Source organism: Kribbella sp. NPDC031520, from assembly GCF_055580825.1.
On the sequence record NZ_JBVIKS010000001.1, the window covers coordinates 727775 to 750394 of the forward strand.

General features: G+C 68.7%; 23 protein-coding genes and 1 tRNA gene. 9 read left to right on the top strand and 15 right to left on the bottom strand.

The genetic code is table 11. The annotated features are described in order from the left end of the window. Positions 1-5 precede the first annotated feature (5 nt). Both ACZ5BU_RS03590 and ACZ5BU_RS03595 read left to right on the top strand, forming a co-directional pair. Positions 6-668 carry a pentapeptide repeat-containing protein gene (locus ACZ5BU_RS03590; protein ID WP_465695224.1) on the top strand — a complete coding sequence of 221 codons (663 nt, stop codon included), beginning with the start codon at positions 6-8 and terminating at the stop codon, positions 666-668. A gap of 51 nt (positions 669-719) precedes the next feature. Continuing rightward, a complete protein-coding gene (locus ACZ5BU_RS03595; RefSeq protein WP_465695225.1) occupies positions 720-2936 on the top strand; it encodes an NADP-dependent isocitrate dehydrogenase in 2217 nt (738 codons plus the stop codon). A gap of 49 nt (positions 2937-2985) precedes the next feature. Here ACZ5BU_RS03595 and ACZ5BU_RS03600 read toward each other — a convergent pair whose 3' ends face one another. Further along, on the bottom strand, positions 2986-3657 hold the full coding sequence (locus tag ACZ5BU_RS03600) for a hypothetical protein (RefSeq protein WP_465695227.1): 672 nt from the start codon (positions 3655-3657) through the stop codon (positions 2986-2988). Then, positions 3654-3998, bottom strand: a complete 345-nt coding sequence (locus ACZ5BU_RS03605) for a metallophosphoesterase (protein WP_465695228.1) — start codon at positions 3996-3998, stop codon at positions 3654-3656. The genes ACZ5BU_RS03600 and ACZ5BU_RS03605 overlap by 4 nt, the downstream gene beginning before the upstream one ends. Positions 3999-4132: 134 nt before the next feature. Between ACZ5BU_RS03605 and proS the strand changes: the two genes are divergently transcribed. Further along, positions 4133-5542 carry a proline--tRNA ligase gene (proS, locus tag ACZ5BU_RS03610; RefSeq protein WP_465695230.1) on the top strand — a complete coding sequence of 470 codons (1410 nt, stop codon included), beginning with the start codon at positions 4133-4135 and terminating at the stop codon, positions 5540-5542. Between the two features lie 13 nt (positions 5543-5555). On the opposite strand, the gene ACZ5BU_RS03615 is transcribed toward proS, so the two are convergent. Both ACZ5BU_RS03615 and ACZ5BU_RS03620 read right to left on the bottom strand, forming a co-directional pair. Next, on the bottom strand, positions 5556-6539 hold the full coding sequence (locus ACZ5BU_RS03615; RefSeq protein WP_465695231.1) for a helix-turn-helix transcriptional regulator: 984 nt from the start codon (positions 6537-6539) through the stop codon (positions 5556-5558). A gap of 321 nt (positions 6540-6860) precedes the next feature. Beyond that, positions 6861-8300, bottom strand: a complete 1440-nt coding sequence (locus tag ACZ5BU_RS03620) for a GuaB1 family IMP dehydrogenase-related protein (protein WP_465695232.1) — start codon at positions 8298-8300, stop codon at positions 6861-6863. A gap of 172 nt (positions 8301-8472) precedes the next feature. Between ACZ5BU_RS03620 and ACZ5BU_RS03625 the strand changes: the two genes are divergently transcribed. Beyond that, positions 8473-8958, top strand: coding sequence for a hypothetical protein (locus ACZ5BU_RS03625; RefSeq protein WP_465695234.1), 486 nt, complete (start codon positions 8473-8475; stop codon positions 8956-8958). Then, positions 8955-9593, top strand: coding sequence for a hypothetical protein (locus ACZ5BU_RS03630; protein ID WP_465695235.1), 639 nt, complete (start codon positions 8955-8957; stop codon positions 9591-9593). Before ACZ5BU_RS03625 ends, ACZ5BU_RS03630 begins: the two co-directional genes overlap by 4 nt. A 53-nt stretch (positions 9594-9646) precedes the next feature. Here the strand turns inward: ACZ5BU_RS03630 and katG are convergent, their stop codons facing one another. The 3 genes from katG to ACZ5BU_RS03645 all read right to left on the bottom strand — a co-directional run bounded on the left by katG (position 9647) and on the right by ACZ5BU_RS03645 (position 13244). Further along, positions 9647-11845 carry a catalase/peroxidase HPI gene (gene katG, locus ACZ5BU_RS03635; protein WP_465695237.1) on the bottom strand — a complete coding sequence of 733 codons (2199 nt, stop codon included), beginning with the start codon at positions 11843-11845 and terminating at the stop codon, positions 9647-9649. A 37-nt stretch (positions 11846-11882) separates the two neighbouring features. Beyond that, entirely contained in the window at positions 11883-12299 is a 417-nt protein-coding gene (locus ACZ5BU_RS03640) for a Fur family transcriptional regulator (RefSeq protein WP_465696706.1), read from the bottom strand. Between the two features lie 63 nt (positions 12300-12362). Then, positions 12363-13244 (bottom strand): SDR family oxidoreductase, encoded by an 882-nt coding sequence (locus ACZ5BU_RS03645; protein WP_465695239.1) that lies wholly within the window; start codon positions 13242-13244, stop codon positions 12363-12365. Between the two features lie 85 nt (positions 13245-13329). Here ACZ5BU_RS03645 and ACZ5BU_RS03650 point away from each other — a divergent pair, with 85 nt between their 5' ends. Further along, a complete protein-coding gene (locus tag ACZ5BU_RS03650; protein WP_465695241.1) occupies positions 13330-13902 on the top strand; it encodes a TetR/AcrR family transcriptional regulator in 573 nt (190 codons plus the stop codon). A gap of 323 nt (positions 13903-14225) precedes the next feature. Here ACZ5BU_RS03650 and ACZ5BU_RS03655 read toward each other — a convergent pair. The 8 genes from ACZ5BU_RS03655 to ACZ5BU_RS03690 all read right to left on the bottom strand — a co-directional run bounded on the left by ACZ5BU_RS03655 (position 14226) and on the right by ACZ5BU_RS03690 (position 20029). Next, a tRNA-Ala gene (locus ACZ5BU_RS03655) sits at positions 14226-14298 on the bottom strand. A gap of 73 nt (positions 14299-14371) precedes the next feature. Beyond that, complete coding sequence (sepX, locus tag ACZ5BU_RS03660) at positions 14372-15166, bottom strand: divisome protein SepX/GlpR (protein WP_465695243.1); 795 nt, start codon at positions 15164-15166, stop codon at positions 14372-14374. A 97-nt stretch (positions 15167-15263) separates the two neighbouring features. Then, positions 15264-15881 (bottom strand): GNAT family N-acetyltransferase, encoded by a 618-nt coding sequence (locus ACZ5BU_RS03665; protein WP_465695245.1) that lies wholly within the window; start codon positions 15879-15881, stop codon positions 15264-15266. Next, positions 15881-16369: a MogA/MoaB family molybdenum cofactor biosynthesis protein gene (locus ACZ5BU_RS03670; protein WP_465695246.1), complete on the bottom strand. Its 489-nt coding sequence runs from the start codon at positions 16367-16369 to the stop codon at positions 15881-15883. The genes ACZ5BU_RS03665 and ACZ5BU_RS03670 overlap by 1 nt, the downstream gene beginning before the upstream one ends. Beyond that, entirely contained in the window at positions 16366-16881 is a 516-nt protein-coding gene (moaC, locus tag ACZ5BU_RS03675) for a cyclic pyranopterin monophosphate synthase MoaC (RefSeq protein WP_465695248.1), read from the bottom strand. The genes ACZ5BU_RS03670 and moaC overlap by 4 nt, the downstream gene beginning before the upstream one ends. Next, positions 16878-18104: a molybdotransferase-like divisome protein Glp gene (glp, locus tag ACZ5BU_RS03680; RefSeq protein WP_465695250.1), complete on the bottom strand. Its 1227-nt coding sequence runs from the start codon at positions 18102-18104 to the stop codon at positions 16878-16880. The genes moaC and glp overlap by 4 nt, the downstream gene beginning before the upstream one ends. 57 nt (positions 18105-18161) lie before the next feature. Next, positions 18162-18647, bottom strand: a complete 486-nt coding sequence (locus tag ACZ5BU_RS03685; protein ID WP_465695252.1) for a GNAT family N-acetyltransferase — start codon at positions 18645-18647, stop codon at positions 18162-18164. Next, positions 18644-20029, bottom strand: a complete 1386-nt coding sequence (locus tag ACZ5BU_RS03690) for a UTP--glucose-1-phosphate uridylyltransferase (RefSeq protein ID WP_465695253.1) — start codon at positions 20027-20029, stop codon at positions 18644-18646. The genes ACZ5BU_RS03685 and ACZ5BU_RS03690 overlap by 4 nt, the downstream gene beginning before the upstream one ends. Positions 20030-20136: 107 nt before the next feature. On the opposite strand from ACZ5BU_RS03690, the gene ACZ5BU_RS03695 reads away from it, so the two are divergent. The 3 genes from ACZ5BU_RS03695 to ACZ5BU_RS03705 are packed head-to-tail and all read left to right on the top strand — an operon-like array spanning position 20137 to position 22620. Beyond that, entirely contained in the window at positions 20137-20697 is a 561-nt protein-coding gene (locus ACZ5BU_RS03695; RefSeq protein ID WP_465695254.1) for a 5-formyltetrahydrofolate cyclo-ligase, read from the top strand. Beyond that, complete coding sequence (locus ACZ5BU_RS03700) at positions 20690-21565, top strand: aminoglycoside phosphotransferase family protein (RefSeq protein ID WP_465695256.1); 876 nt, start codon at positions 20690-20692, stop codon at positions 21563-21565. The genes ACZ5BU_RS03695 and ACZ5BU_RS03700 overlap by 8 nt, the downstream gene beginning before the upstream one ends. Next, positions 21565-22620, top strand: coding sequence for a serine hydrolase domain-containing protein (locus tag ACZ5BU_RS03705; protein ID WP_465695257.1), 1056 nt, complete (start codon positions 21565-21567; stop codon positions 22618-22620). Before ACZ5BU_RS03700 ends, ACZ5BU_RS03705 begins: the two co-directional genes overlap by 1 nt.

Below are 22620 nucleotides of genomic sequence, written 5' to 3' on the forward strand. Positions count from 1 at the left end.
GTGGGGTGAAGATCGCCGCGCCTCGCCTTCGTGCTCAACTCGACTCCGCAGTTCCTCAGGCGCTGGAGGACGAGGAGCGGTTGCTCGACCTTCAGCTGGAAGACGTGGACCTGAGCGACGTCGAGGCGGAGCACGTCGAGATCAGCGGCTGCCGGTTGACGCGAGCCAAGCTGGCCGGCTCCGACCTGGAGAAGCTCATCCTGGTGGACGCCGAGCTCACCCAGTGTGACCTCGCCAACTCCCGCTGGGCCGACGCAGCCCTGACCCGGGTCGCCGTCTCCGGCGCCCGGATGATCGGCTTCGCCGGCCCCGGCGCGACCTTCCAGCACGTCACAGTCCGCGACACCGTGCTCGACTTCGCCTCGTTCCGGTTCGCGAAGTTCGTCAGGACCGGGTTCACCGACTGCCGGCTGCAGAACGCCGACTTCGTGTCCGCGGACCTGACCGGCGCCGTGTTCCGCGGCTGCGACCTGTCCGGCGTCGAGTTCTCCCAGGTCAAGGCGGCCAAGGCGGTCTTCGTCGACTGCACCTGGGACGGCGCCAAGGGCCTCGCCTCGCTGGCCGGGGCGACAGTCGCCTCGTCCTCCCCCATCGACGCCCTGGCGTTCACCAGCGCGGTCACCGTCGCCGCCGGTATCACGCTCGCGCATCCCGACGACCTGGAGTGAGCGTGATCCGGGCCACGAAGGAGTACGTCGTACGCCGGATAAGGTGGGCCCGTGACTGACTCGACGATCATCTACACCCACACCGACGAGGCTCCGGCGCTCGCCACGTACTCGTTCCTCCCTGTCGTCCAGGCGTACGCCGGCCAGGCCGGTGTCGGCGTGGAGACCCGGGACATCTCACTCGCGGGCCGCATCCTCGCGGTCTTCCCGGAGTACCTGAAGGAAGACCAGCGGATCGCGGACGCGCTCGCCGAGCTCGGCGAGCTGGCGAAGACGCCCGAGGCGAACATCATCAAGCTGCCGAACGTCTCCGCGTCCGTCCCGCAGCTGAAGGCCGCGATCGCCGAGCTGCAGTCCCAGGGCTACGCCCTCCCGGAGTACCCGGACGAGCCCAAGACCGACGAGGAGCGCGACGTCCAGGCCCGGTACGACAAGATCAAGGGCTCCGCGGTGAACCCCGTGCTCCGCGAGGGCAACTCGGACCGCCGCGCACCTGCCTCGGTGAAGAACTACGCCAAGACCCACCCGCACCGGATGGGCGCCTGGTCTCCCGAGTCGAAGACGAACGTCGCCACCATGGACACCGACGACTTCCGCGCGACCGAGAAGTCGGCCGTGATCGAGGCCGACGGGTCGCTGCGGATCGAGCTGGTCGGTGACGACGGCACGTCCACCGTGCTCCGCGAGTCGATCCCGGTACTGGCCAACGAGGTCGTCGACGCCTCCGTCCTGCATGTGGCCGCGCTGCGGGAGTTCCTGACCGCGCAAGTCGCGCGGGCGAAGGCCGAGGACGTCCTGTTCTCGGTGCACCTGAAGGCCACCATGATGAAGGTGTCCGACCCGATCATCTTCGGCCATGTCGTACGCGCGTTCTTCCCGGAGACCTTCGCGCAGTACGGCGACGTCCTGGCGAAGGCCGGCCTGACCCCGAACGACGGCCTCGGCGGCATCCTGCACGGGATCGCCTCGCTGCCGGAGGGCGCCGAGATCAAGGCCTCCTTCGACGCCGAGCTCGCCGCCGGCCCCAAGCTCGCGATGGTCGACTCGGACAAGGGCATCACGAACCTGCACGTCCCGTCGGACGTGATCGTCGACGCGTCGATGCCGGCCATGATCCGTACGTCGGGCCACATGTGGGGCCCGGACGGCGCCGAGCACGACACGCTGGCCGTACTGCCCGACCACAGCTACTCCGGGATCTACCAGGCCGTTCTCGACGACTGCCGCGCGCACGGCGCGTTCGATCCGGCCACCATGGGCTCGGTGCCGAACGTCGGCCTGATGGCGCAGAAGGCTGAGGAGTACGGCTCGCACGACAAGACGTTCGAGATCCAGACCACCGGCTCCGTCCGGCTCGTCGATCAGGCCGGGAACGTCGTCCTCGAGCAGGCCGTCTCGGCCGGCGACATCTTCCGCGCCTGCCAGACCAAGGACGCCCCGATCCAGGACTGGGTCAAGCTGGCCGTGAACCGGGCCCGCGCGACCAGCAACCCGGCGGTGTTCTGGCTGGACGAGACCCGCGCGCACGACGCCCAGCTGATCACCAAGGTCCAGAAGTACCTGTTCGACCACGACACCGAGGGACTGGACATCCGGATCCTCGCGCCGGTGGACGCGATCAAGTTCTCGCTGGAGCGGATCCGTCGCGGCGAGGACACGATCTCGGTGACCGGCAACGTGCTGCGCGACTACCTGACCGACCTGTTCCCGATCCTCGAGCTGGGCACCAGCGCGAAGATGCTGTCGGTCGTACCGCTGATGGCCGGCGGCGGCCTGTTCGAGACCGGCGCGGGCGGCTCGGCGCCGAAGCACGTGCAGCAGCTCGTCAAGGAGAACTACTTGCGCTGGGACAGCCTCGGCGAGTTCTTCGCGCTGGCCGCGAGCTTCGAGCACCTGGCGCAGGCGACCGGCAACGCGCGGGCGCAGATCCTCGCCGACACCCTGGACCGGGCGACCGCCACGTTCCTGAACGAGGACAAGTCCCCGACCCGTCGGGTCGGCGGTATCGACAACCGCGGCAGCCACTTCTACCTGTCCCTGTACTGGGCGCAGGAGCTGGCCAACCAGACCGACGACGCCGACCTCGCGAAGGCGTTCGCCCCGCTCGCGGAGACACTGGCCGCCAACGAGCAGACGATCGTCGACGAGCTCCTCGCCGTCCAGGGCAGCCCGGCCGACCTCGGCGGCTACTACCGGCCCGACCCGGCCAAGGCGGCCGCGATCATGCGCCCGTCCAAGACCTGGAACGACGCACTCGCCTCACTCTGACCGTGTGAAAAGGGCGCCCGGGACTTCCCGGGCGCCCTTTGCGTTGGGGTCAGGACGTGAACGGCACCCGGACCCAGCTCAGTACGGCGGGGTCGCGCGGGTCGATCGTCACTCGCAGGTAGTCGTTGTCCTTGGTCGAGCCGTCGACGGTGATCCGCGACAGGTTGTCCGTCGGCGTGGTCACGCCGTAGAAGCTGAGCCACTTCGAGCCGGCAGCCAGCGGCTGGTCGCTGTTGTAGACGTGGCTGTCACCGTTGAACAGGTACACCGGGCCGCCGAAGTTCGCCGACTCGCGAGCGATCTCCTGCACGATCGGCTGGAACGCGTAGTAGTCCGCGAACGACGGGTTCGCCACCGTCGGGTCGAACATGTCGGCCTGCGTCAGCAGTACGACGGCCTTGTCGCGGTCGGCCCGCGCCTGCGCGAACGTGTCGTGGATGCTCTGCATGACGGCCGACGTACGGTTCAGCACCTCGGCGGTCTGCTCCGGCGTCGGCGCGGTCTGACCGGTCCACGGCGCCATACTGTTGTTGCTGCCAACGATGTGCAGGGCCGCGAACGCGACGTCGCCGCGGGTGAACCGGACGTCCTCCGGGATGCCCTGCGCGACCTGGCTGGCGACCCTCACCGAGTGCTGCCCGAGCGTGCGGCCCGGCTGCGGGAAGAACAGCTGCCGGATCTTCGCCAGCCGCTCCAGCGGGTTGTACCCGCCGTTGTTCACCCGGTGACAGTCGGTCCATTCGTTGTCGCCGACGTGTAGACGAGCGGATCCACGAACCGGTCGAACTGGGTCTTCACCTGCGCGAAGTACTCGTCGCTGCAGACCGATGAGCCGTCCTTGATGTCGCCGAGATGGGTGACCAGCTTGACCTGCTGGTCCGCGTTGATCTGGTCGACCACCTTCGGGAACCGGGCGATCTGGGCGGAGCCGTACGGGATGTCGCCGATGACGGCGAACGTGTACGGGTCCGGGCCGCGGTCCGCGGCGGCGTTCGGGACACCGACCGCGAGCCCGAGCAGGGCCAGGCACGCGGTGATCACAGGCGCACGACGTACTCTCACAAGTCCTCCAAGATCCGAGCGGGGTACAGGCCAACTTTTCGGCCCGGTGGTGAACACCCGGGCACTCCCATGTGAACTTTGACAACTGAGAAATGCGTGGCAGCGCATCGTGCGAACTTCCTACACTGACCGTCATGACAGCTTCCCGTTCCGTGCTTGCGTCGCAGGCGACGGACTTTCCCCGATGGTTCCAGGACGTGATCGCCAAGGCCGAGCTCGCCGAGAACGGGCCGGTCCGGGGGACCATGGTCGTGCGACCGTACGGGTACGGGATCTGGGAACTGTTGCAGGAGGCAATGAACCGGCGGATCAAGGCGACCGGGGCCTCGAACGCGTACTTCCCGTTGCTGATCCCGGAGAGCTACCTGCAGCGCGAGGCCGAGCACGTCGAAGGGTTCAGCCCCGAGCTCGCCGTGGTGACGCATGCCGGCGGCAAGCAACTCGAGGAGCCCGCGGTGATCCGGCCGACGTCGGAAACCGTTGTCGGCGAATACCTGGCGAAGTGGATCCAGAGTTACCGCGACCTCCCGCTGCTGCTCAACCAGTGGGCGAACGTCGTCCGCTGGGAACTCCGCCCGCGCCTGTTCCTCCGGAGTACGGAATTCCTTTGGCAGGAGGGGCACACGGCCCACGTCTCCGCCGAGGACGCCCGCGCGTACGCGACGAAGATCCTGTACGACGTCTACCGGGAGGTGATGGTCGACGTACTCGCGATCCCGGTCGTCGCCGGCCGCAAGACCCGCCGCGAACGGTTCGCCGGTGCCGTCAACACGATGACGCTCGAGGCCATGGCAGCCGACGGGAAAGCCCTGCAGATGGGTACGTCCCACGAGCTCGGGCAGAACTTCGCCCGCGCGTTCGACATCGGGTACCTGTCCCGCGAAGGACAGCGCGAACTCGCGTGGACGACGTCCTGGGGCACCAGCACCCGGATGGTCGGCGGCCTGATCATGGTCCACGGCGACGACAACGGCCTCCGGGTACCGCCCGCGGTCGCCCCGGTGCAGGTCGTCGTACTCGCCGTCAAAGACGCGGCGATCACCGCGTGTCGTGGGATCGCGGACGAGTTGCAGGCCGCCGGTGTGCGCGTCACCGTCGACGACCGCGCGGACCAGCCGTTCGGCCGCCGCGCGGTGAACTGGGAGCTCAAGGGCGTCCCGATCCGCATCGAGGTGGGCCCCCGCGACCTGGCCGCAGGCGCCGCGACCGTCGTACGCCGTCTCCGCTCCACCAAATCGGCCGTCGCTCTGACGGACCTGACCGCAACCGTAGTAGCAGCCCTGGACGCCGACCAGGCACACCTACTGGCCGAGGCAACTGCGCATCAGGAAGCGCGCATCGCCGACGTGTCCACAGTCGACGAAGCGATCGAAGCCGCCGCGTCCGGCTGGGCGGCTGGCCCGTACGACGCGGTCGGCGAGGAGGGCGAGGACCGCCTGGCCGAGTCCGGTATCACCGTACGCTGCCTGCAACGCCCGGACGGCTCGCTCCCGATCGAGGACGACGAACGAGGACTGACGGCGTACGTCGCCCGCTCGTACTAGTGTCCTGAGGACACTAGCGGGCCAGGTACTTGCGGACGTCGTCGGCGACCTGGGCGCGGGAGCGGAAGCCGTATTTGCGGAGGATCGCGCTCAGGTGGGTCTTGACGGTGTTGAGGCTGACACCCAGTTCCGCGGCGAGTTGGTCGTTGTCGAGACCGTCGGTGAGCAGTACGGCGACCGCCTGCTGCGCCTTGGTGAGACTGATGAAGCGGCGCTCCGGCCCTTCATCGGTCTCCATCAGCATCTCGATCAGCTCGGACTGGATGTGCTCGGCAGCGTCGACGATCCGTTCCAGGTGCGTGTGTACGGCGGTACTCACGTCCGGCTCGCGCAGCGCCTCGGCCGCGATCTCCCGGATCGACGCGACCCGGTGCGTCAGGTACTCCATCACGTGGTCCGACGTCAGCAGGTTCGGCCCGACGTCTCCCGCGGGCAGCAGCCGCAACGCCTCACGGTCCTCGCCCTCCCGGGTCAGCACCCGCTGCACCACAGCACACAACCACTCGAACGCCCGCACCGCGTTGTCGTCGTACGAGCTGGGCTTGTAACTCTGCATCGACAGCATTCCGAACAACTGGTCCGGCCCGTCCTTCGCAGGCCGGAAGATCGGCACCGTCACCGCGTCCGCGGATCGTCGCCCGAGATCACCTACCGGTACGCCGGCGTGCAAGGCGGCTCCGTTGTCGTACGGATACCGGTACGTCTGCCGGTGCTTGAGCAACCACGCCGTCTGGCCGTCCGGGCCGAAGTTGTGCGTGTCCGGGTTCACGTACTCGCCGTCGTCGTACCCGTACGGGTACCGCACCCGCGTGGTGCCCTGCAGGAAGCCGACGAAGAACGCGTCGACGTGCGACACCTTCCCGGCCACTACCCGCACGTAGTCGTACAGACCGTAGTGATCGGAACGGAACAAAGCCTCGATCTTGTGGTACGCCTCGCGCAGGATGATGGCGGTCTCGGCGTCAACCCGCAGCGGGGCAGCCTTGTCTGCGTCCACAGCGGCACCCCAGCAATCCAACACTTGCGACTATGCCGCCGTACGTCGCCCGGAGCAAGCAGTTACGGGCGATGGATGAGCCGCCGAGTCGCCCTCCCAAGCCTCGGCCGTACTCTTCCACCGCCCGCAACCTCGAGCAGGACACCTGGCAACTGTGCGCCCCCGCGTCGATCGGAATCCGCTTCCCCCAGCGGTTCCCCGACCCCCCGACGGTTGTTCGGTGCCCTTCCCCCCTGTTGAGTACACAGTGTCACTGATCGCCGTGCGTGACCATCGCCCGGCGCATGATCTTCCCGGGCCGCCACCTCACCCGCGGGGTGATCACAACCAGCTGGTGTCGAGCGGCTTGCCCTCGGCGTACCCGGCGGCGGTCTGCAGCCCGACCACGGCGCGTTCGTGGAACTCGGTCAGGTTGCCGGCCCCGACGTACGTGCAGGAGCTCCGGATGCCGGAGACGATCGAGTCCAGCAGGTCCTCGACGCTCGGGCGCTCGGCGTCCAGGTACATCCGGGCGGTCGAGATCCCTTCCTCGAAGATGCTCTTCCGGGCCCGCTGGAACGGCGAGTCGTCGGCGGTCCGGGACTTCACCGCACGGGCGGACGCCATCCCGAAGCTCTCCTTGTAGATGCGGCCCTGGCTGTCGCGGTGCGGGTCGCCGGGCGACTCGTACGTACCGGCGAACCAGGAGCCGATCATCACGCTCGACGCCCCGGCCGCGAGCGCCAGCGCGACGTCCCGCGGATGCCGTACGCCGCCGTCGGCCCAGACGTGCTTGCCGAGCTCCCGCGCCCGGGTCGCACATTCGAGTACGGCGGAGAACTGCGGGCGGCCGACGGCCGTCTGCATCCGGGTCGTGCACATCGCGCCCGGGCCGACGCCGACCTTCACGATGTCGGCGCCCGCGTCGACCAGGTCGGTGACGCCCTCGGCGGTCACCACGTTGCCGGCCACGATCGGCACTTGTGGTCCGAGGGCGCGCACGCGTTCGACGACCTCGAGCATGCGTTCCTGGTGACCGTGCGCGGTGTCCAGGACGAGTACGTCGACACCCACGTCCAGCAGGGCTTTCGCCTTCTGCTCGGCGTCGCCGTTCATCCCGATCGCGGCGGCGACCCGGAGCTTGCCGTTCGCATCGAGCGCGGGGTCGTAGAGCGTGGCGCGCAGTGCGCGCTCGCGGGTCAGGATGCCGACGATCTGACCTTGCGCGTCGACGACCGGGGCGAGCCGGTGGCGGCCGTCGTGCAGCTGGTTGAACGCCGCCTCCGGGTCGATGCCGGTCGGCAACGTCAGCAGCTCACGCGACATGATCGCGTCGAGCTGCGTGAACCGATCGGTTCCGGAGCAGTCCGCCTCGGTCACCACCCCGACCGGACGGCCTCGGTCGACGACGACCACGGCGCCGTGGTTCCGCTTCGGAAGCAGGTTCAGCGCCTCACCGACCGTACCCGTCGGCGGCAGGGTGAGCGCCGTGTCGTGTACCGGGTCCCGTTGCTTGACCCAGGCAACGACCTCGGCGACCACGTCCACCGGGATGTCCTGCGGGATCACCGCCAGCCCACCACACCGGGCAATCGTCTCCGCCATCCGCCGCCCCGACACCGCGGTCATGTTGGCCGCGACGATCGGGATCGACGCGCCCGTCCCGTCCGACGTCGACAGGTCGACATCCAGCCGGGACGCGACTCCGGACCGGTTCGGCACCAGGAACACGTCACTGAAGGTCAGATCACCCGCCGGCTCCCGATCATGATGAAACCGCATGACAGACCCCTTCCGCCCAAATCCAAACCCAGCCAGCCTGCCACGCCCGGACCCCCCAGCCAAGCCGCCAATACCGTGAAGTCCTGTGGATAACGGCTCTCCGAACGCCCTTCGTATGCCAGGCTTACGTCATCATTCGCGCCTCAGAGTTGCTGAAGGGACAGATTCGAGTATGCCCAACTGGCCGTCGGTGGACGAGATTCGGTCCGATCTGGAGAACGTCCTCAACCGCTTTCGGGCCGGACGGACCCGCTCGTTCAGCTTCGGTGGCGGTGTGCCTGAGGCGGTCGTTCTGACGTACGACGAGTTCGAGGATCTCGACGGTCCGGAGCAGTTCGCCGACCTCGGCGAGGTGCTGGACGTGGAGGTGCTCGGCGAGCGGCTGGCGGCGCTCGTGCGCGGGGACGAGCTGCCCGTGGTGTGGGGTGTTGACGGAGTACCGGAGGCCGTCGTCATGTCGACCGCGCAGTACCGCGACCTCCGCGGCGACGACCATCCGCCGGCCGGTGTGATCGACGACCCGACTGTCCGCACTTATGTCACCGAGCCCCTCCCGACCAGCCGCCCCCTCGACCTGGACGAATGGGCCGCCCGGATGGGACCTGACACCCAGGAGATCCTCGAGGAACTACGCCGCGAGGACCGCGGGGACACGTGACGGCGCCCATCGGGTACCGGCTCGTGGCAGGACCTGAGTTCGACCTCGACTATCGCCGGATCGCGGCCGCGGCCAGGAAGAACCCGCTCGGTCCGGAGGCGGCTCTGAGGCGCGAAGTCGTGCGAACGATGCGTGAACTCGCCAGCGGCAAGTCCAACGGGCATCACGCCTTGAAGTACGCGCCGGGCAAGGGCGACCTGCGTGACTGCGTGACCGCGTACCTTCGCTCTGATCCGCAGCGGCCCGCAGACGTCCGGTTGGTGTTCCGTGAGATCGGCCCAGCTGAGGCCGGCGGACTCCCGAGGCGCGAGCTGCTCGCGATCAAGCCTCGTCGCGGAACGAACAACGTCTACGCCCAGGTCTGCGCGCGGCTCAACCGTCACCCGTCCGACCGCCAACCCGGCCTCAACCGGTTCGACGACTGGGCGCCGGCCCGCGGCACAAACCGGCAGGCCGAGCTGGACGCCAAGCGTGCGATCGCGCATGCCTGGGCAGGTCAGCAGCCACTCAGTACCTCACGACCAATCGTCGGCGGCGTATCAGCCAGACCCGCGAGCGGCCCGTCGTCCACGAGGTCTCAACACACAGCGCACGGTCGGCCCGGACCGACGGGCTGGCCCGAACGCCGTTCGTAGACCAAACGAACCGGCTCCCCCTCCAGACAGGGGGAGCCGGTTGGTCGGGTGGGTCAGCGGTGCAGGTCGAAGCGGTCGAGCTCCATGACCTTGTGCCAGGCGGCGACGAACTCGTTCACGAACTTCTCCTTGGCGTCGTCGCTTGCGTACACCTCGGCGACGGCGCGGAGTTCGGAGTTCGAGCCGAAGACGAGGTCGGCGCGAGTGCCGGTCCACTTGACCTTGCCGTCGACGGTGCCCTCGAAGGTCTCCTGGCTGTCGTCGGAGGCGTGCCACTCGGTGCCGAGGTCGAGCAGGTTGACGAAGAAGTCGTTCGTCAGCGTGCCGGGGTTGTCGGTGAGTACGCCGTACTTCGACCCGTCGTAGTTCGCACCGAGGACCCGCAGACCACCGACGAGGACCGTCAGCTCCGGAGCGCTCAGCTTGAGCAGGTTCGCACGGTCGAGCAGCAGGTACTCGGCCGGCAGCCGGTTGCCCTTGCCGTAGTAGTTGCGGAAGCCGTCCGCGACCGGCTCGAGCGCGGCGAACGAGTCGGCGTCGGTCTGCTCCGCCGTCGCGTCCGTACGGCCCGGCGTGAACGGTACGACGACGTCGTACCCGGCGTTCTTCGCGGCGATCTCCACACCGACACCGCCGGCCAGGACGATCACGTCCGCGAGCGAGACCGGCTTGCCGAAGGACTGCTGGATGCCTTCGAGCGTACGCAGTACCTGCGCGAGCTGGTCGGGGTTGTTGACCTCCCAGCCGGCCTGCGGCTGCAGGCGAATGCGGGCACCGTTGGCGCCACCACGCTTGTCACTGCCGCGGAACGTCGACGCGGACGCCCACGCGGTCGAGACCAGCTGCGAGACGCTCAGCCCGGAGGCGGCGATCGCGGCCTTCAGCGCGGTCACGTCCGCGTCGGTGACCAGCTCGTGGTCGACCGCGGGCAACGGGTCCTGCCAGATCAGCACCTCACTCGGAACCTCGGGGCCGAGGTACCGGACGATCGGGCCCATGTCGCGGTGCGTCAGCTTGTACCAGGCCCGCGCGAACGCGTCCGCGAACGCCGCTGGGTCCTCCTTGAAGCGCCGCGAGATCGGCTCGTAGATCGGGTCGAACCGCAGCGACAGGTCGGTGGTCAGCATCGTCGGCAGCTTCTTCGGGCCGTCGTACGCGTCCGGGATAATCGCCTCGGCATCCTTCGCCACCCACTGGTTCGCGCCGGCCGGGCTCTGCGACAGCTCCCATTCGTAGCCGAACAGGATGTCGAAGAAGTCCGTCGACCACTGCGTCGGCTTCGTGGTCCAGGTGACCTCGAGGCCGCTGGTGATCGCGTCCTTGCCCTTGCCGGTGTTGTACGTGCTCTTCCAGCCGAGGCCCTGCGCCTCGATCGGCGCGCCCTCCGGCTCCGCGCCGACGTTCTCCGCCGGGCCGGCGCCGTGGGTCTTGCCGAACGTGTGACCGCCGGCGATCAGCGCGACCGTCTCCTCGTCGTTCATCGCCATCCGGCCGAACGTCTCGCGGATGTCGCGGGCCGCGGCGACCGGGTCCGGGTTGCCGTTCGGGCCTTCCGGGTTCACGTAGATGAGGCCCATCTGGACCGCACCGAGCGGGCGCTCGAGGTCGCGGTCACCGGAGTACCGCTTGTCGTCGAGCCAGGTGGTCTCCGGGCCCCAGTACACGTCGGTCTCCGGCTCCCAGACGTCCTCGCGGCCGCCGGCGAAGCCGAACGTCTTGAAGCCCATCGTCTCCAGCGCGACGTTGCCCGTGAGGATCATCAGGTCGGCCCAGGAGATCTTCTGGCCGTACTTCTTCTTGACCGGCCAGAGCAGCCGCCGGGCCTTGTCCAGGTTGCCGTTGTCCGGCCAGCTGTTCAGCGGCGCGAACCGCTGCTGCCCGGCGCCGGCGCCACCGCGGCCGTCGTGGATCCGGTACGTACCGGCGCTGTGCCAGGCCATCCGGATCATCAGCGGGCCGTAGTTGCCGAAGTCGGCCGGCCACCAGTCCTGCGAGGTGGTGAGTACCTCGGCGATGTCGGCCTTGACCGCGGCCAGGTCCAGCGTCTTGAACTCCGCGGCGTAGTCGAACTCCTTACCGAGCGGGTTCGACACGGCCGGGTTCTTGGCCAGGATCTTCAGGTTCAGCTGGTTCGGCCACCACTCGCGGTTCGCGTTCCCGCTGGTCGGGTGTACGCCCTGACCGTGGTCGACCGGACAGCCGCGGCTCTCGGCGGATGCCTCACCGGGCAGCGGCTCGTGGTTCTCGGACATCAAGATTCCTTCCAGGACTGGACGTTTCAAAGGAAGTTCAGGTACGTCGTGCGCAGTCCGCGCACAGGCCCCAATAGATGACCTCGGCTTCGTCGATGACGAAACCGTGGTCCTCGGACGCGGTCAGGCAGGGCGCGTGCCCGACCGCACAGTCGACATCGGCGATCGCGCCGCACGACCGGCAGACCGCATGATGATGGTTGTCGCCCACCCGCGATTCGTACCGCGCCACCGAGCCCAGCGGCTGGATCCGCCGCACCAGGCCCGCCGCCGTCAACGTCTGCAGCGAGTCGTACACCGCCTGGTGCGACGTCTGCGGCAGTTCGTTGCGTACGGCACCGATAATCGAGTCCGTGTCCGCATGCGGATGCCCGTACACCGCAGCCAGCACCGCCAGCCGCGGCCGCGTCACCCGCAACGAGACCCCACGCAACAACTCCTGGAGCTCATCCACCGTCGGCACGTCCCGCAGTCTTCCGCGTTTTCTGGAATGAGTCAAGATTAGCTGCGGCGATTCCTACGGCCGAACGTGCTCCAGGTCTTCGAGGAGGCTCGGGTGCCGCGGTTGCCAGTTGAGGCTCTTGCGGGTGTAGGTGCTGGACGCCGGCTGGTCGGTGGCGAAGATCGGGCCGAGGGGGCCGTACGTTTCCTCGGGCACTGGCTTGACCGGCAGGTCGAGGCGGCGGCCGATGACGGTGGCGATGTCTCGTACGGCGTCGCCCTCGTCGGCGACCGCGTGCCAGGCGGTACCAGCCGGTGCGTTCTCCAGGACCAGCCTGAAGAGCACCGCCGCGTCCAGCGCATGCACCGCGGGCCAGCGCTGCGTACCGTCGCCGGGGTAGCCGGAGACGCCCGACTGACGCGCTATCTGCGTGAGCAAACCGGCGAACCCGCCCTCCCCGTGGTTGTGCACGGTCCGAGGCATCCGTACGGCCGCACTCCGCACGCCCCGTTCCGCCAACCCCAACGCCGCCATCACCGAACGCCCCCGTCCACCAACCGGTCCGTCGAGCGGCAACGGATCAGCCTCCGTGGACGCCCGGCCCGGGACCCACGGCGTACCCGAAACCGTGACGAGCGGCCGCCCGCTCCCCACCAGCGCCTCCCCCATCACCGCAAGCGCAGCGGCCTCCTCGGCAACCCCCGCGGCCAACGCCTCCGGACTGCTGAAGTCGTTGCTAAAGGCAAGATGAATCACCCCGTCGGCGCCGTCCGCCGCGGCACGCAGTACGTCGAGATCCGCAAGCCCGCCTCGAACCGCCTCCGCCCCAGCACCCCGCAACGCCTCCTCCGACGCCTCGGACCGCGCCAACCCAACGACCGCGTGCCCGCCGTCAAGCAACTCCCGTACGACGGCCGACCCGATCAGCCCAGTACCCCCGGTAACGAAAACCCGCATGAACCCGCTCCTCACATGATGAGACCTTTGTCCCATCACCGTAGCACCTCATGGGACAAAGGTCTCATCACCTACACTGTCCTTCATGGCGAGATGGCAACCCGGAGCCCGCGAACGACTGGTCCTGGCCGCCGTGGACCTCTTCGCCGAACACGGCTACGACGCCACCACCGTCACCCAGATCGCCGAACGCGCGGGCGTCACCAAGAGCACCTTCTTCCGCCACTTCCCCGACAAACGAGAACTCCTGGTAGCCGGCCAAGACGCCCTGAGCACCCTCCTCACCGAAGGCATCACCGACGCCCCCGCCACCGCCACCCCCCTCGAGGCAGTAGCCGCCGGCCTGGAACGAGCCTCCTCCGCCATGGGCCCCCTGAACCGCGAACTAGCTCCCCGCCTCAAGGCAGCCATAGCCGCCAGCACAGAACTCCAAGCACGCGACGCCCTCAAATCGGTAGGCCTGTCCAAAGCCATGACCGACGCCCTACAAGCCAGAGGCGTCCCAGCCCCCACAGCCCACCTGGCAGCCGAGCTAGGCCTCCTAGCCTTCAAACAAGGCTACGAATCCTGGACAGCCACGCAGGACGACACAGACTTGGCAGAACACGCACGAGCCGCCTTAGAAGACCTAAAAGCAGCAACAACATCCCTAACCTGACCCAACAACTGAGCGAAGCGAAGGCCCCGGGCGGCACATCACCCGGACGGCGAGCAGCAGGCCAACCGACCACGGGACGGCGAGTAGCAGGACCACCAACCCCGGATGGCGAGCAGCAGGCCAACCCAACCCCAGCAGGTCACCTAACCGCGCGACCCAACCCAGGAGCCGAGCGAAGCGAAGGCCGCCGAGCGAAGCGAAGGCGCAGGGGGTGCGGGTGGCGAAGCCCCCGCAACGCGGCAAGCGAAGCGCAGCCGCACAAATAACGAGGGCGACGCGGTCAGCGCACGTAAGTGCGCGACACACGTCGCCCATCGCCCTCGTGGAGCTGAGGGGATTCGAACCCCTGGCCTCTTCGTTGCGAACGAAGCGCGCTACCAACTGCGCCACAGCCCCGAGCTTGGCCGCCTGGTTTCCCTGGCGACCGCGAAACTCTAACACGTAGAGGCTCGGTATCTAAAACTGGATATCAGTCGCCGACGGCCCGCTTCACCTCTGGTTCTTCGACCTGCTTCGGGGCCGGGGTTTCGGTGGCGGCGGGCTTCTCGGACGGGTCCGTCGTACGGGCGCTGGAGAAGACCTCGTCGTCGGTGAGGGAGATGGTCCGGACCGTACGGTCGGGCGCCTTCTCCTTCATCACGTACGTCGGCAGCGTGACCGGGACCGGGTCCCACAGCCCTTCGGCAGCGGGCTTGCCGACCGGGGCCGGGGCGGGCGCCGGCGCGGGCTCGGCGGGGAGCTTGACCTCGATGGTCATCTCCTCGTCGGGCGTCGGCGCAGGTTTGCCGGCGGGGCCGCGGTCGTGCTTGGACTGGTCGCGGGTACGACGTTCCGCCGCGGCCGCTGCCCGTACCCGGGCCTGGTGCCGCAGCTGAACCCGGGTGAGTACGACGAAGCCGACGATCAGGGCGCCGGGCACCGCGACCGACCACCACGGCACGATCGCGAGACCGGCCAGGGCGACGACGGACAGCAGCGAAAGGGTCAGGATCGACAGCACCCGCCGACGGCGCATCGCGGCCACCCGGCGGGCTCGGTTGGGGATGTACCGCTTCGGCGGCGACGGGTCGTCGGCGGCGGCGGATCCGGCCGGGCGTACGACGTACCGCGTCCGGGACGGATCACGGGAGAGTACGCGCGCTTCGTCGGACGACGGCACGACCGGCGTGCGCCGCTTCTCCTCGCCGCGCTTCAGCCACATCGGGACCAGATAGGCAGCCCACGCGGCGACGATCGCCACATAGATCAAGCCTGTCGTCCCCATGCGATGACGCTAAGGCGCGGCGGGGGCCAGATGGGGTACGTGGCGCGGTGTGTCGCAAGAAGACTCGTGTGACTGATGTGAATAGCACGCACCGTAGTCAGGGCAGTCGCGCTACGAGACCGGGTCCGACCTCTTCGATGTTCAGGGCAAAGATCCGGTGGTCGCGCCAGTCGCCGTCGATGTGCAGGAACCGCGGCCGTTCACCTTCGAACCGGAAGCCGAGCTTCTCGACGACGCGCAGACTTGCCTTGTTCTCCGGGCGAATCGCGACTTCGATGCGGTGCAGGCCGAGGGTGAACCAGCAGTGGTCGGCGGCCATCGCGACCGCTGTCGGCACGATGCCGCGGCCGGCGTACTGCTCGTCGACCCAGTAGCCGAGGTTCGCCCAGCGGGCGGAGCCGTACGTGATCCCGGACACCGTGAGCTGTCCGACGAGCGGCCATTTCGAACGGGCACCGGCCCCGGCGGCTCCGCCGTACGTAATGACGAACGGAAGCATCCGGCCGAACCGTGCCTGCCGGTTCCAGTCGCGGGCCATCGCGCGGAACGTCCGCGCGCCGTCCTCGGCACCGGGCGGCTGGGTCGCGTCCCAGGGCCGTAACCAACTGACGTTCCGCTGCCGCGCGGCGGCCCATTCGGAACCGTCGCCGGCACGCAGCGGTCTCAGCCCGACCTGTCCGTGCTTCAGTTCGACGGGCCACTGAACGATGGCCATCAGTCGGTGTCCGTCCGTACGTGGTCGCCGCCGCGTACCTGCTCGACCGCGTGCCGCAGCAGCGGCTCCAGCACCGCAAGGCCGTCCTTCACGCCGCCCCGCGAACCGGGCAGGTTGACGATGACCGTAGAACCCGCGACTCCGGCCAGTCCCCGTGACAGCGCCGCCGTGGGTACGCCGTTGGCGATGCCGTACGCCCTGATCGCTTCAGCGATACCCGGAACGACCTTCGTCAGGACCGCGGCTGTTTGCTCAGGCGTCTCGTCGGTCGGCGAGATCCCCGTACCACCGGTGGTCAGGACGACGTCGTACGACGCCTCGACCGCGGCACGCAGCGCCTCACCGACCGGCGCGCCGTCGGGAACCACCTCCGGACCCGACACCTCGAAACCCCAGTCGGACAAGCGCGACGCGATCAGCGGTCCGGTCGTGTCGGTGTAGACACCTGCGGCCGCTCGGTTGGAAATGCTGACGACAAGAGCCCTCACGACCGCTCCCAGTGGCCGGTCTTACCGCCTTCTTTCAGCTCGACCCGTACGTCGGTCAGCACGGCCGCCGGGTCCAGTGCCTTCACCATGTCGATGACCGCGAGTCCAGCGACCGCGACCGCGGTCAGTGCTTCCATCTCGACGCCGGTCCGGTCGTTCGTCTTCACCTGGGCCCGGATCAGGACGGCGTCGTCCGCGACCTCGAGGTCGACCTTCGCGCCAGTGATCGCGATCGGGTGGCACAACGGCACCAGGTCCGGGGTCCGCTTCGCACCCATGATCCCGGCGATCCGGGCGACACCGAGCGCGTCCCCCTTCGGTACGCCGTCGCCACGCAGCGCCGTCACCACCTCGGCCGAGACCAGAACCTTGCCGCTGGCAACGGCCCGGCGGGCACCGGCGTCCTTCGCGGACACGTCCACCATCCGCGCGGCCCCGGTCTCGTCGACATGGGTCAGGCCGCCGGACCCCGGCGTACCGGTGCCGGGGACCACACCCGGGTCTTGCGTCATCCGGTCTCCTTGTCCAGCAGCATCAGCTCGATCGGATCGCCGGCCCGGACCGAAGTCACGTCCTCCGGCACCACGATCAGGGCGTTCGCGCGGCTCAGCCCGCCGAGCAGGTGCGAGCCGTGCCCGCCGACTGTACTGGCCATCCAGCCCTCGTCGCCGGGGCTGGCCGCAGCGCGGACGAACTGCCGCCGGCCCGCTGGTGAGCTGAACCCGTCGAGCGTCACGCCCGGAACCAGCGCCCGCCGGTACGGCATCTGCCCCATCATCTTGCGCAACGCCGGCCGGACGAAGACCTCGAACGAGATGTACGCCGACACCGGGTTGCCGGGCAGCGTGAAGATCGGCACCTCGTCCTCACCGATCACCCCGAATCCCTGCGGCTTCCCCGGTTGCATCGCGACCTGCGGGAAGTCCACGGTGCCCAGCTTGGACAGCTCCTCCTTGACGATGTCGTACGCGCCCATGCTGACGCCGCCGGTCGTGATCACCAGGTCGGCACGGACCAGCTGGTCGGACAGTGTGTCCATGATCCGCTTCGGGTCGTCGTCGACGATGCCGACGCGGTACGCCACCGCTCCTGCGTCCCGCGCGCAGGCGGCCAGGGTGTAGCTGTTCGAGTCGTAGATCTGCCCGTCGCCCAGCCGGCTACCCGGCTCCCGCAGCTCGGCCCCGGTCGAGATCACCACGACGCGTGGTCGCGGTCTGGCCTTCACCCGCGCGCGGCCGACCGCCGCGAGAACGGCGATCTGCCGCGGCCCGAGGATCGTGTCCCGGTCGAGCACCTGCGCCCCGGCCGTCACGTCCTCGCCCGCGTGCCGCACGGATCCGCCGACCGGCGGCTGCTGGGTGATCCGCACAGTGACCGTCCCGCCGTCGGTCCACTCGACCGGAACCACGCTGTCCGCACCCCGCGGCATCGGCGCACCGGTCATGATCCGCACACACGTCCCCGGGGTGACCACGATCGGCTCGCTCCGCCCGGCCCGGAACTCCCCGACCACCGGCAGACCGATCGGGTTCTCGTCCGAGGCACCGGCCAGGTCCGCGGCCTGCACTGCGTACCCGTCCATGGAGGAGTTGTCGAACCCCGGAAGGCTCACCCCCGAGACGATGTCCTCGCAGAGCACCAGCCCGACCGCGTCCATCAACGGCTGATCGAACGCCGGCAGGGCCGCCACCCGTCCGAGTACGACCTCCAGATGCTCATCCACACTCCGTCTCACGAGCTCGACCTTAATCGACGGATCGGGGGTTTCAGGCGATAGTTCCGGGAGGGTGCGTCAAGAAGTCCGGTCGGGTTCCGATTCGGGGTGTTTGCCCCACGTCATCCGCACGTCGGGCAGGCGTTCCTCGTTGGCCGTGCCGTCGGTACGGCGTACCTCCTGGAAGCCGTGGCGCCGGTAGAAGGCCTGCGCGCGGAGGTTGGTCTGGAAGGTCCACAGCGCCAGCCCGCCGGGGCGGAGGTCCTTGGCGAGGTCGACAAGGAGCGAGCCGACGCCCTTGCCGGCCGCTTCCGGGGCGACGTACAACTGGTCGAGGTCGTCGCCGTCCAGGGTGAGGACCGCGACGATCCGGTCCTCGTCGAGCGCCACCCAGGTCTGCCCGTCCGGCAGCAGTACGTCGGCGAACCAGCCGGCGACCTGCTCCGAGGTGTGGATCGACGGCGGCACCTGTGACCCGTCGGCGTGCCGCGACCGCCACCAGACCGCGGCGGCCTCGGCGGTGTCGGACGGCTCGAGCGGACGGACCAGCAGGTCGTCGGTCAACGCAGTTCGGTCCCGTCCGCGATCACCACGCGTTCGCCGGCCGGCGCGATCACCTCGACGTCCCCGACCACCACCACTTCCTTGCCGAAGGCAACGTCACCGCGAACGGCGAGCCGGTCGGCGGCGACCAGCGACGGCGGCCCGCCCGCGAACCGGGACTCGAAGTCGGCGAGAATCCGGAAGTACTCCGGGTCGAGGTCGACGTACGGCTCGTCGCCCTCGTGCGTCGTGGTCAGGTCGCCGGACTCGTCCAGCTCGTACACGTCGGAGCGCAGCACGAGCAGGTCGTTCGTCGTCTTCACCGGCTTGAACCGGCTGCGGTCCACGATCACCGCCTGCGATCCCTCGAAGGTCTCGATCGCGGTCCCCATCCCGGTCTCCAACTGGATGACCTTCGGGGACGACGGGTCGGCCGGGTCGACGGTCTTGCGGTTCACGATGATCGGCAGGCCGAGGACGCCGTCGTGCCCGTCCATCAGCTCGGCCAGCCGGTCCAGGTCGATCCACAGGTTGTTGGTGTTGAACATCTTGTGCCGGGTGATGTCCTGGAAGTACTGCGTGTCCTCGTCCGCGACCTGTGCGCTGTCGCGCAGGATCAGCCGCCCGTCGGACTTCCGGACCGCGACGTGGCCGCCCTTGCGGTCGGAGCGGGTGCGCCGGCAGACCTCCATACCAAACGGTACGGTATGTTCCGCCATCCAGGCGGCGATCCGCGGGTCCGGGGTGGCACCGAGGTTGTCGGCGTTCGAGATGAACGCGTGCCGGAAGCCGTGCTCGCGGAGGGCGTCGAGGGTGCCGGAGGCAACCATCGCGGTGAACAGGTCGCCGTGGCCGGGCGGGCACCAGGCAAGCTCCGGGTCGGCGTCCCACTCGGCCGGCGTCAGGTCGTCGGCGAGCAGCTTCGGTTCCATGTTCTGCTGGAAGTCGAGCGGCAGGCCGTCGATCGCGAGGCCGTCGTACTCGGCGAGAATCTGCAGCGACTCGGTCTTGGTGCGGAACGAGTTCATCAGTACCAGCGGCAGCGGTACGCCGTACCTGCGCCGGGTGCTCAGGATCTGCCGGGCGATGATGTCGAGGAAGCTCAGCCCGTCCTTCACCGGCAGCGCGGACTTCGGGCCGGTCACGCCCATCGACGTACCGAGGCCGCCGTTGAGCTTGATCACCACGGTCTCGGCGAGCGCGGCGCGCATCGCCTCCGGATCGGTGTCCAGGTGGTCCAGGTGCGGCAACTCCCCGACCGGCTCGATGTCGTCCTCGGGGATCTTCCCCTGCTGCCCGGACTCGAGCAGCCGGTAGTAGTGCGTGAAGACGCGTATTGCCACGTCGGCCGCACCGGCCGCGCGCATCTTCTCCTGCGCTTGTCTGAGACCCACCTCACTCATGGACCAACCCTAGGGGACGGACGGTGATCCCAGTGTTGCCCGCGTCACGCTCCAGGGTTCCCTCCGTGGTTCCTGGCGGGGCTGCGCGGGAGCCCTAGGATCAGAAGGTGTTCCTGACGAAGGCCGTGGCGCGGCGGCAGTTCCTGGAAGCGCGGGGTGCTCGGCCCCGGGCTGAGGGACTGCTGGCGAGCGCCCAACAGGTGCTACCGGACGTGTACCGGATCGCTCTCTACGTGTCGATGGGCCCTGAGCCGCAGACCGGCGCGTTGATCGACTGGTTGCTCGCGACGCACCACGAGGTGCTGCTGCCGATCCTGTACGCCGACAACGACCTGGGCTGGGGCGTCGCCCCGGGTGCAGCGGACCTCGTACCTGGGCGCCTCGGTCTGTCGGAGCCCCCGGTCGACCTGGGCCCCGACGCGATCGCCACCGCTGACCTGGTGATCTGCCCAGCCCTGGCGGTGGCGCGTGACGGCGTACGGCTCGGACGTGGCGGCGGTTCGTACGACCGGGCGATTGCCCGCGTCCGCCCCGGTACGCCGGTCTGGGCCGCCGTGTACGACAACGAGATCGTCGACACGCTTCCGTGCGACGCCCACGACAGGCCGGTAGACGCAGCGCTCACGCCTACCCGTTTGATCCCTCTACGAGGATCGGTGGATGACTGAGACCGCTGTTCGAGCAGCAGCCACAGCCGCACGCTCCCTCGGCCTGACAGTGACCGATCCGACCGTCCTGTACGAAGCGTTCTCGACCGTGGTGCACCTCAAACCGTCACCGGTCGTCGCCCGGGTGCCGATGAACCTCCCAGAAGCGCTACAGGAACCAGAGCCCGCCGTGCAACGCCAGCAGCGCGAGATCGACGTGATGACCTGGCTGCACGCACAGGGTGTACCCGTGGTCCAGCCGAGCCACCCGGTCCCGGTTGAGCAGGACGGGCTCTGCATGACCTTCTGGAAGTACGTAGAAGTCGACCAGGCCGCAGAACCCGACTACGTGGGCGCGACAGCTCGCGTGGCAGAGCTGCACGCCCAGCTGGCGACGTACCCGGGCGACCTGCCCTGGATGACACCACTGCGGCTGATCGGGTCCAGTCTGGCAACGACCGAGGCCGTGCCGGGCCTGCTCGAGCAGGAGGACCTGGACCGCGCGAGAGCCGAGTGGAAGGTGCTGCAGCCGATCCTGACCAGCCAGGCTGGGTTCCAGGCAACCTTCGAGGACACCGTCGTGCAGCCGATCCACGGCGATGCCCCGTCATGGAACCTGATCAACACCGTCGACGGCCCGCTCTGGGCCGACTTCGAGGACGTGACCATTGGTCCGCGGGAATGGGACCTCGCAGGCTTGGGCCCGGACCTGTGCCGCGCGTACGGCGCTCGTCTCGATCCAGAGGTGCAGCAGCTGATGGACCATGCGCGGGCGCTGCAGGTGCTTGTGTGTACTCCGCTGGTCCCGCAGTTCCCAGCACTGGCCGATGGAATCCGCATGTGCGCGGACCAGTGGCGGAGCATGTCGTTCGCTGCTGGACTGGGCTGATGCTGCAGACGTACGTCGACAACGGAGTGGTGCCCGGCCTGATCAGCCTGATGAGCCGCGGCGACGAGACGCGTGTCGAGATCCATGGCACGACGGCGTACGACGGCCCGGAGCTGGAGCGGGACAGCCTGTTCCGGATCTCGTCGTTCACCAAGCCGATCACCGCGGCCGCGACGATGTTGCTGGTCGACGAGCTACGGCTGTCGTTGGACGCGCCCGTGTCCGACGTACTACCGGAGCTCTCGAACCCCGTCGTACTGCGGGATCCGGACGGGCCGATCGAGGACACAGTGCCGGCCGAGCGGGCGATCACCGTACGGGACCTGCTGACGTTCCGGCTCGGTCTGGGCGAGTCGGACCACCCGCCGTTGCGGGAACGTGAGGCCGAGCTGGGGCTGCACACGTTCGGGCCGCCGCTTCCCCGTACTCCGTTGGAGCCCGACGAGTGGATGCGCCGGTTCGCGACGCTGCCGCTGCAGTACCAGCCGGGTGAGCGCTGGCTGTACGCCACAGGGTCACATCTGCTCGGCGTCGTGATCTCACGGGTCGCCGGGCAGCCGTTGGAGGAGTTCCTGCGCGAGAGGTTGTTCGAACCGCTGGGGATGCGTGACACCGGGTTCACGGCGTCCGACCCAGCACGGCTCACCACGGCGTACGTCGGGGACGACGTACTCGACGGTGCCGCCGACAGTCAGTGGCTGACGCCGCCACCGTTCCCGGACGCGGCCGGCGGGCTGGTGTCGACCGTGGACGACTTCCACGCGTTCGCACGCATGCTGCGGGACGGCGGTCTGCTGTCACCTGCCGCGATCGCAGAGCTCACGACCGACCACCTCACCGCACGGCAGCGTGCGGCAGCCGCCGGCTTTCTGGGGCCCGACACCGGGTGGGGCTATGGCCTGTCCGTGAGCCAGGACCGGTACGGCTGGGCCGGCGGGCTGGGCACGCTCTGGTCGACGACCTCTGACGGGACCATCTCGATCTTGATGACACAGCGGGCGCTCTGGACCTGGCCCGAAGAGCTGTTCGCCGAGGCCAGCGCGCCCGCCTGGTAG

Coding starts and splice junctions, on each gene's coding strand:
- ACZ5BU_RS03700 (WP_465695256.1), top strand. CDS start 20,690: ATGACTGAGACCGCTGTTCGAGCAGCAGCCACAGCCGCACGCTCCCTC.
- ACZ5BU_RS03620 (WP_465695232.1), bottom strand. CDS start 8,300: ATGCGGTTTCATCATGATCGGGAGCCGGCGGGTGATCTGACCTTCAGT.
- proS (WP_465695230.1), top strand. CDS start 4,133: ATGACAGCTTCCCGTTCCGTGCTTGCGTCGCAGGCGACGGACTTTCCC.
- katG (WP_465695237.1), bottom strand. CDS start 11,845: ATGTCCGAGAACCACGAGCCGCTGCCCGGTGAGGCATCCGCCGAGAGC.
- ACZ5BU_RS03690 (WP_465695253.1), bottom strand. CDS start 20,029: ATGAGTGAGGTGGGTCTCAGACAAGCGCAGGAGAAGATGCGCGCGGCC.
- ACZ5BU_RS03705 (WP_465695257.1), top strand. CDS start 21,565: ATGCTGCAGACGTACGTCGACAACGGAGTGGTGCCCGGCCTGATCAGC.
- moaC (WP_465695248.1), bottom strand. CDS start 16,881: ATGACGCAAGACCCGGGTGTGGTCCCCGGCACCGGTACGCCGGGGTCC.
- ACZ5BU_RS03650 (WP_465695241.1), top strand. CDS start 13,330: ATGGCGAGATGGCAACCCGGAGCCCGCGAACGACTGGTCCTGGCCGCC.
- sepX (WP_465695243.1), bottom strand. CDS start 15,166: ATGGGGACGACAGGCTTGATCTATGTGGCGATCGTCGCCGCGTGGGCT.
- ACZ5BU_RS03625 (WP_465695234.1), top strand. CDS start 8,473: ATGCCCAACTGGCCGTCGGTGGACGAGATTCGGTCCGATCTGGAGAAC.
- ACZ5BU_RS03645 (WP_465695239.1), bottom strand. CDS start 13,244: ATGCGGGTTTTCGTTACCGGGGGTACTGGGCTGATCGGGTCGGCCGTC.
- ACZ5BU_RS03665 (WP_465695245.1), bottom strand. CDS start 15,881: ATGGCCATCGTTCAGTGGCCCGTCGAACTGAAGCACGGACAGGTCGGG.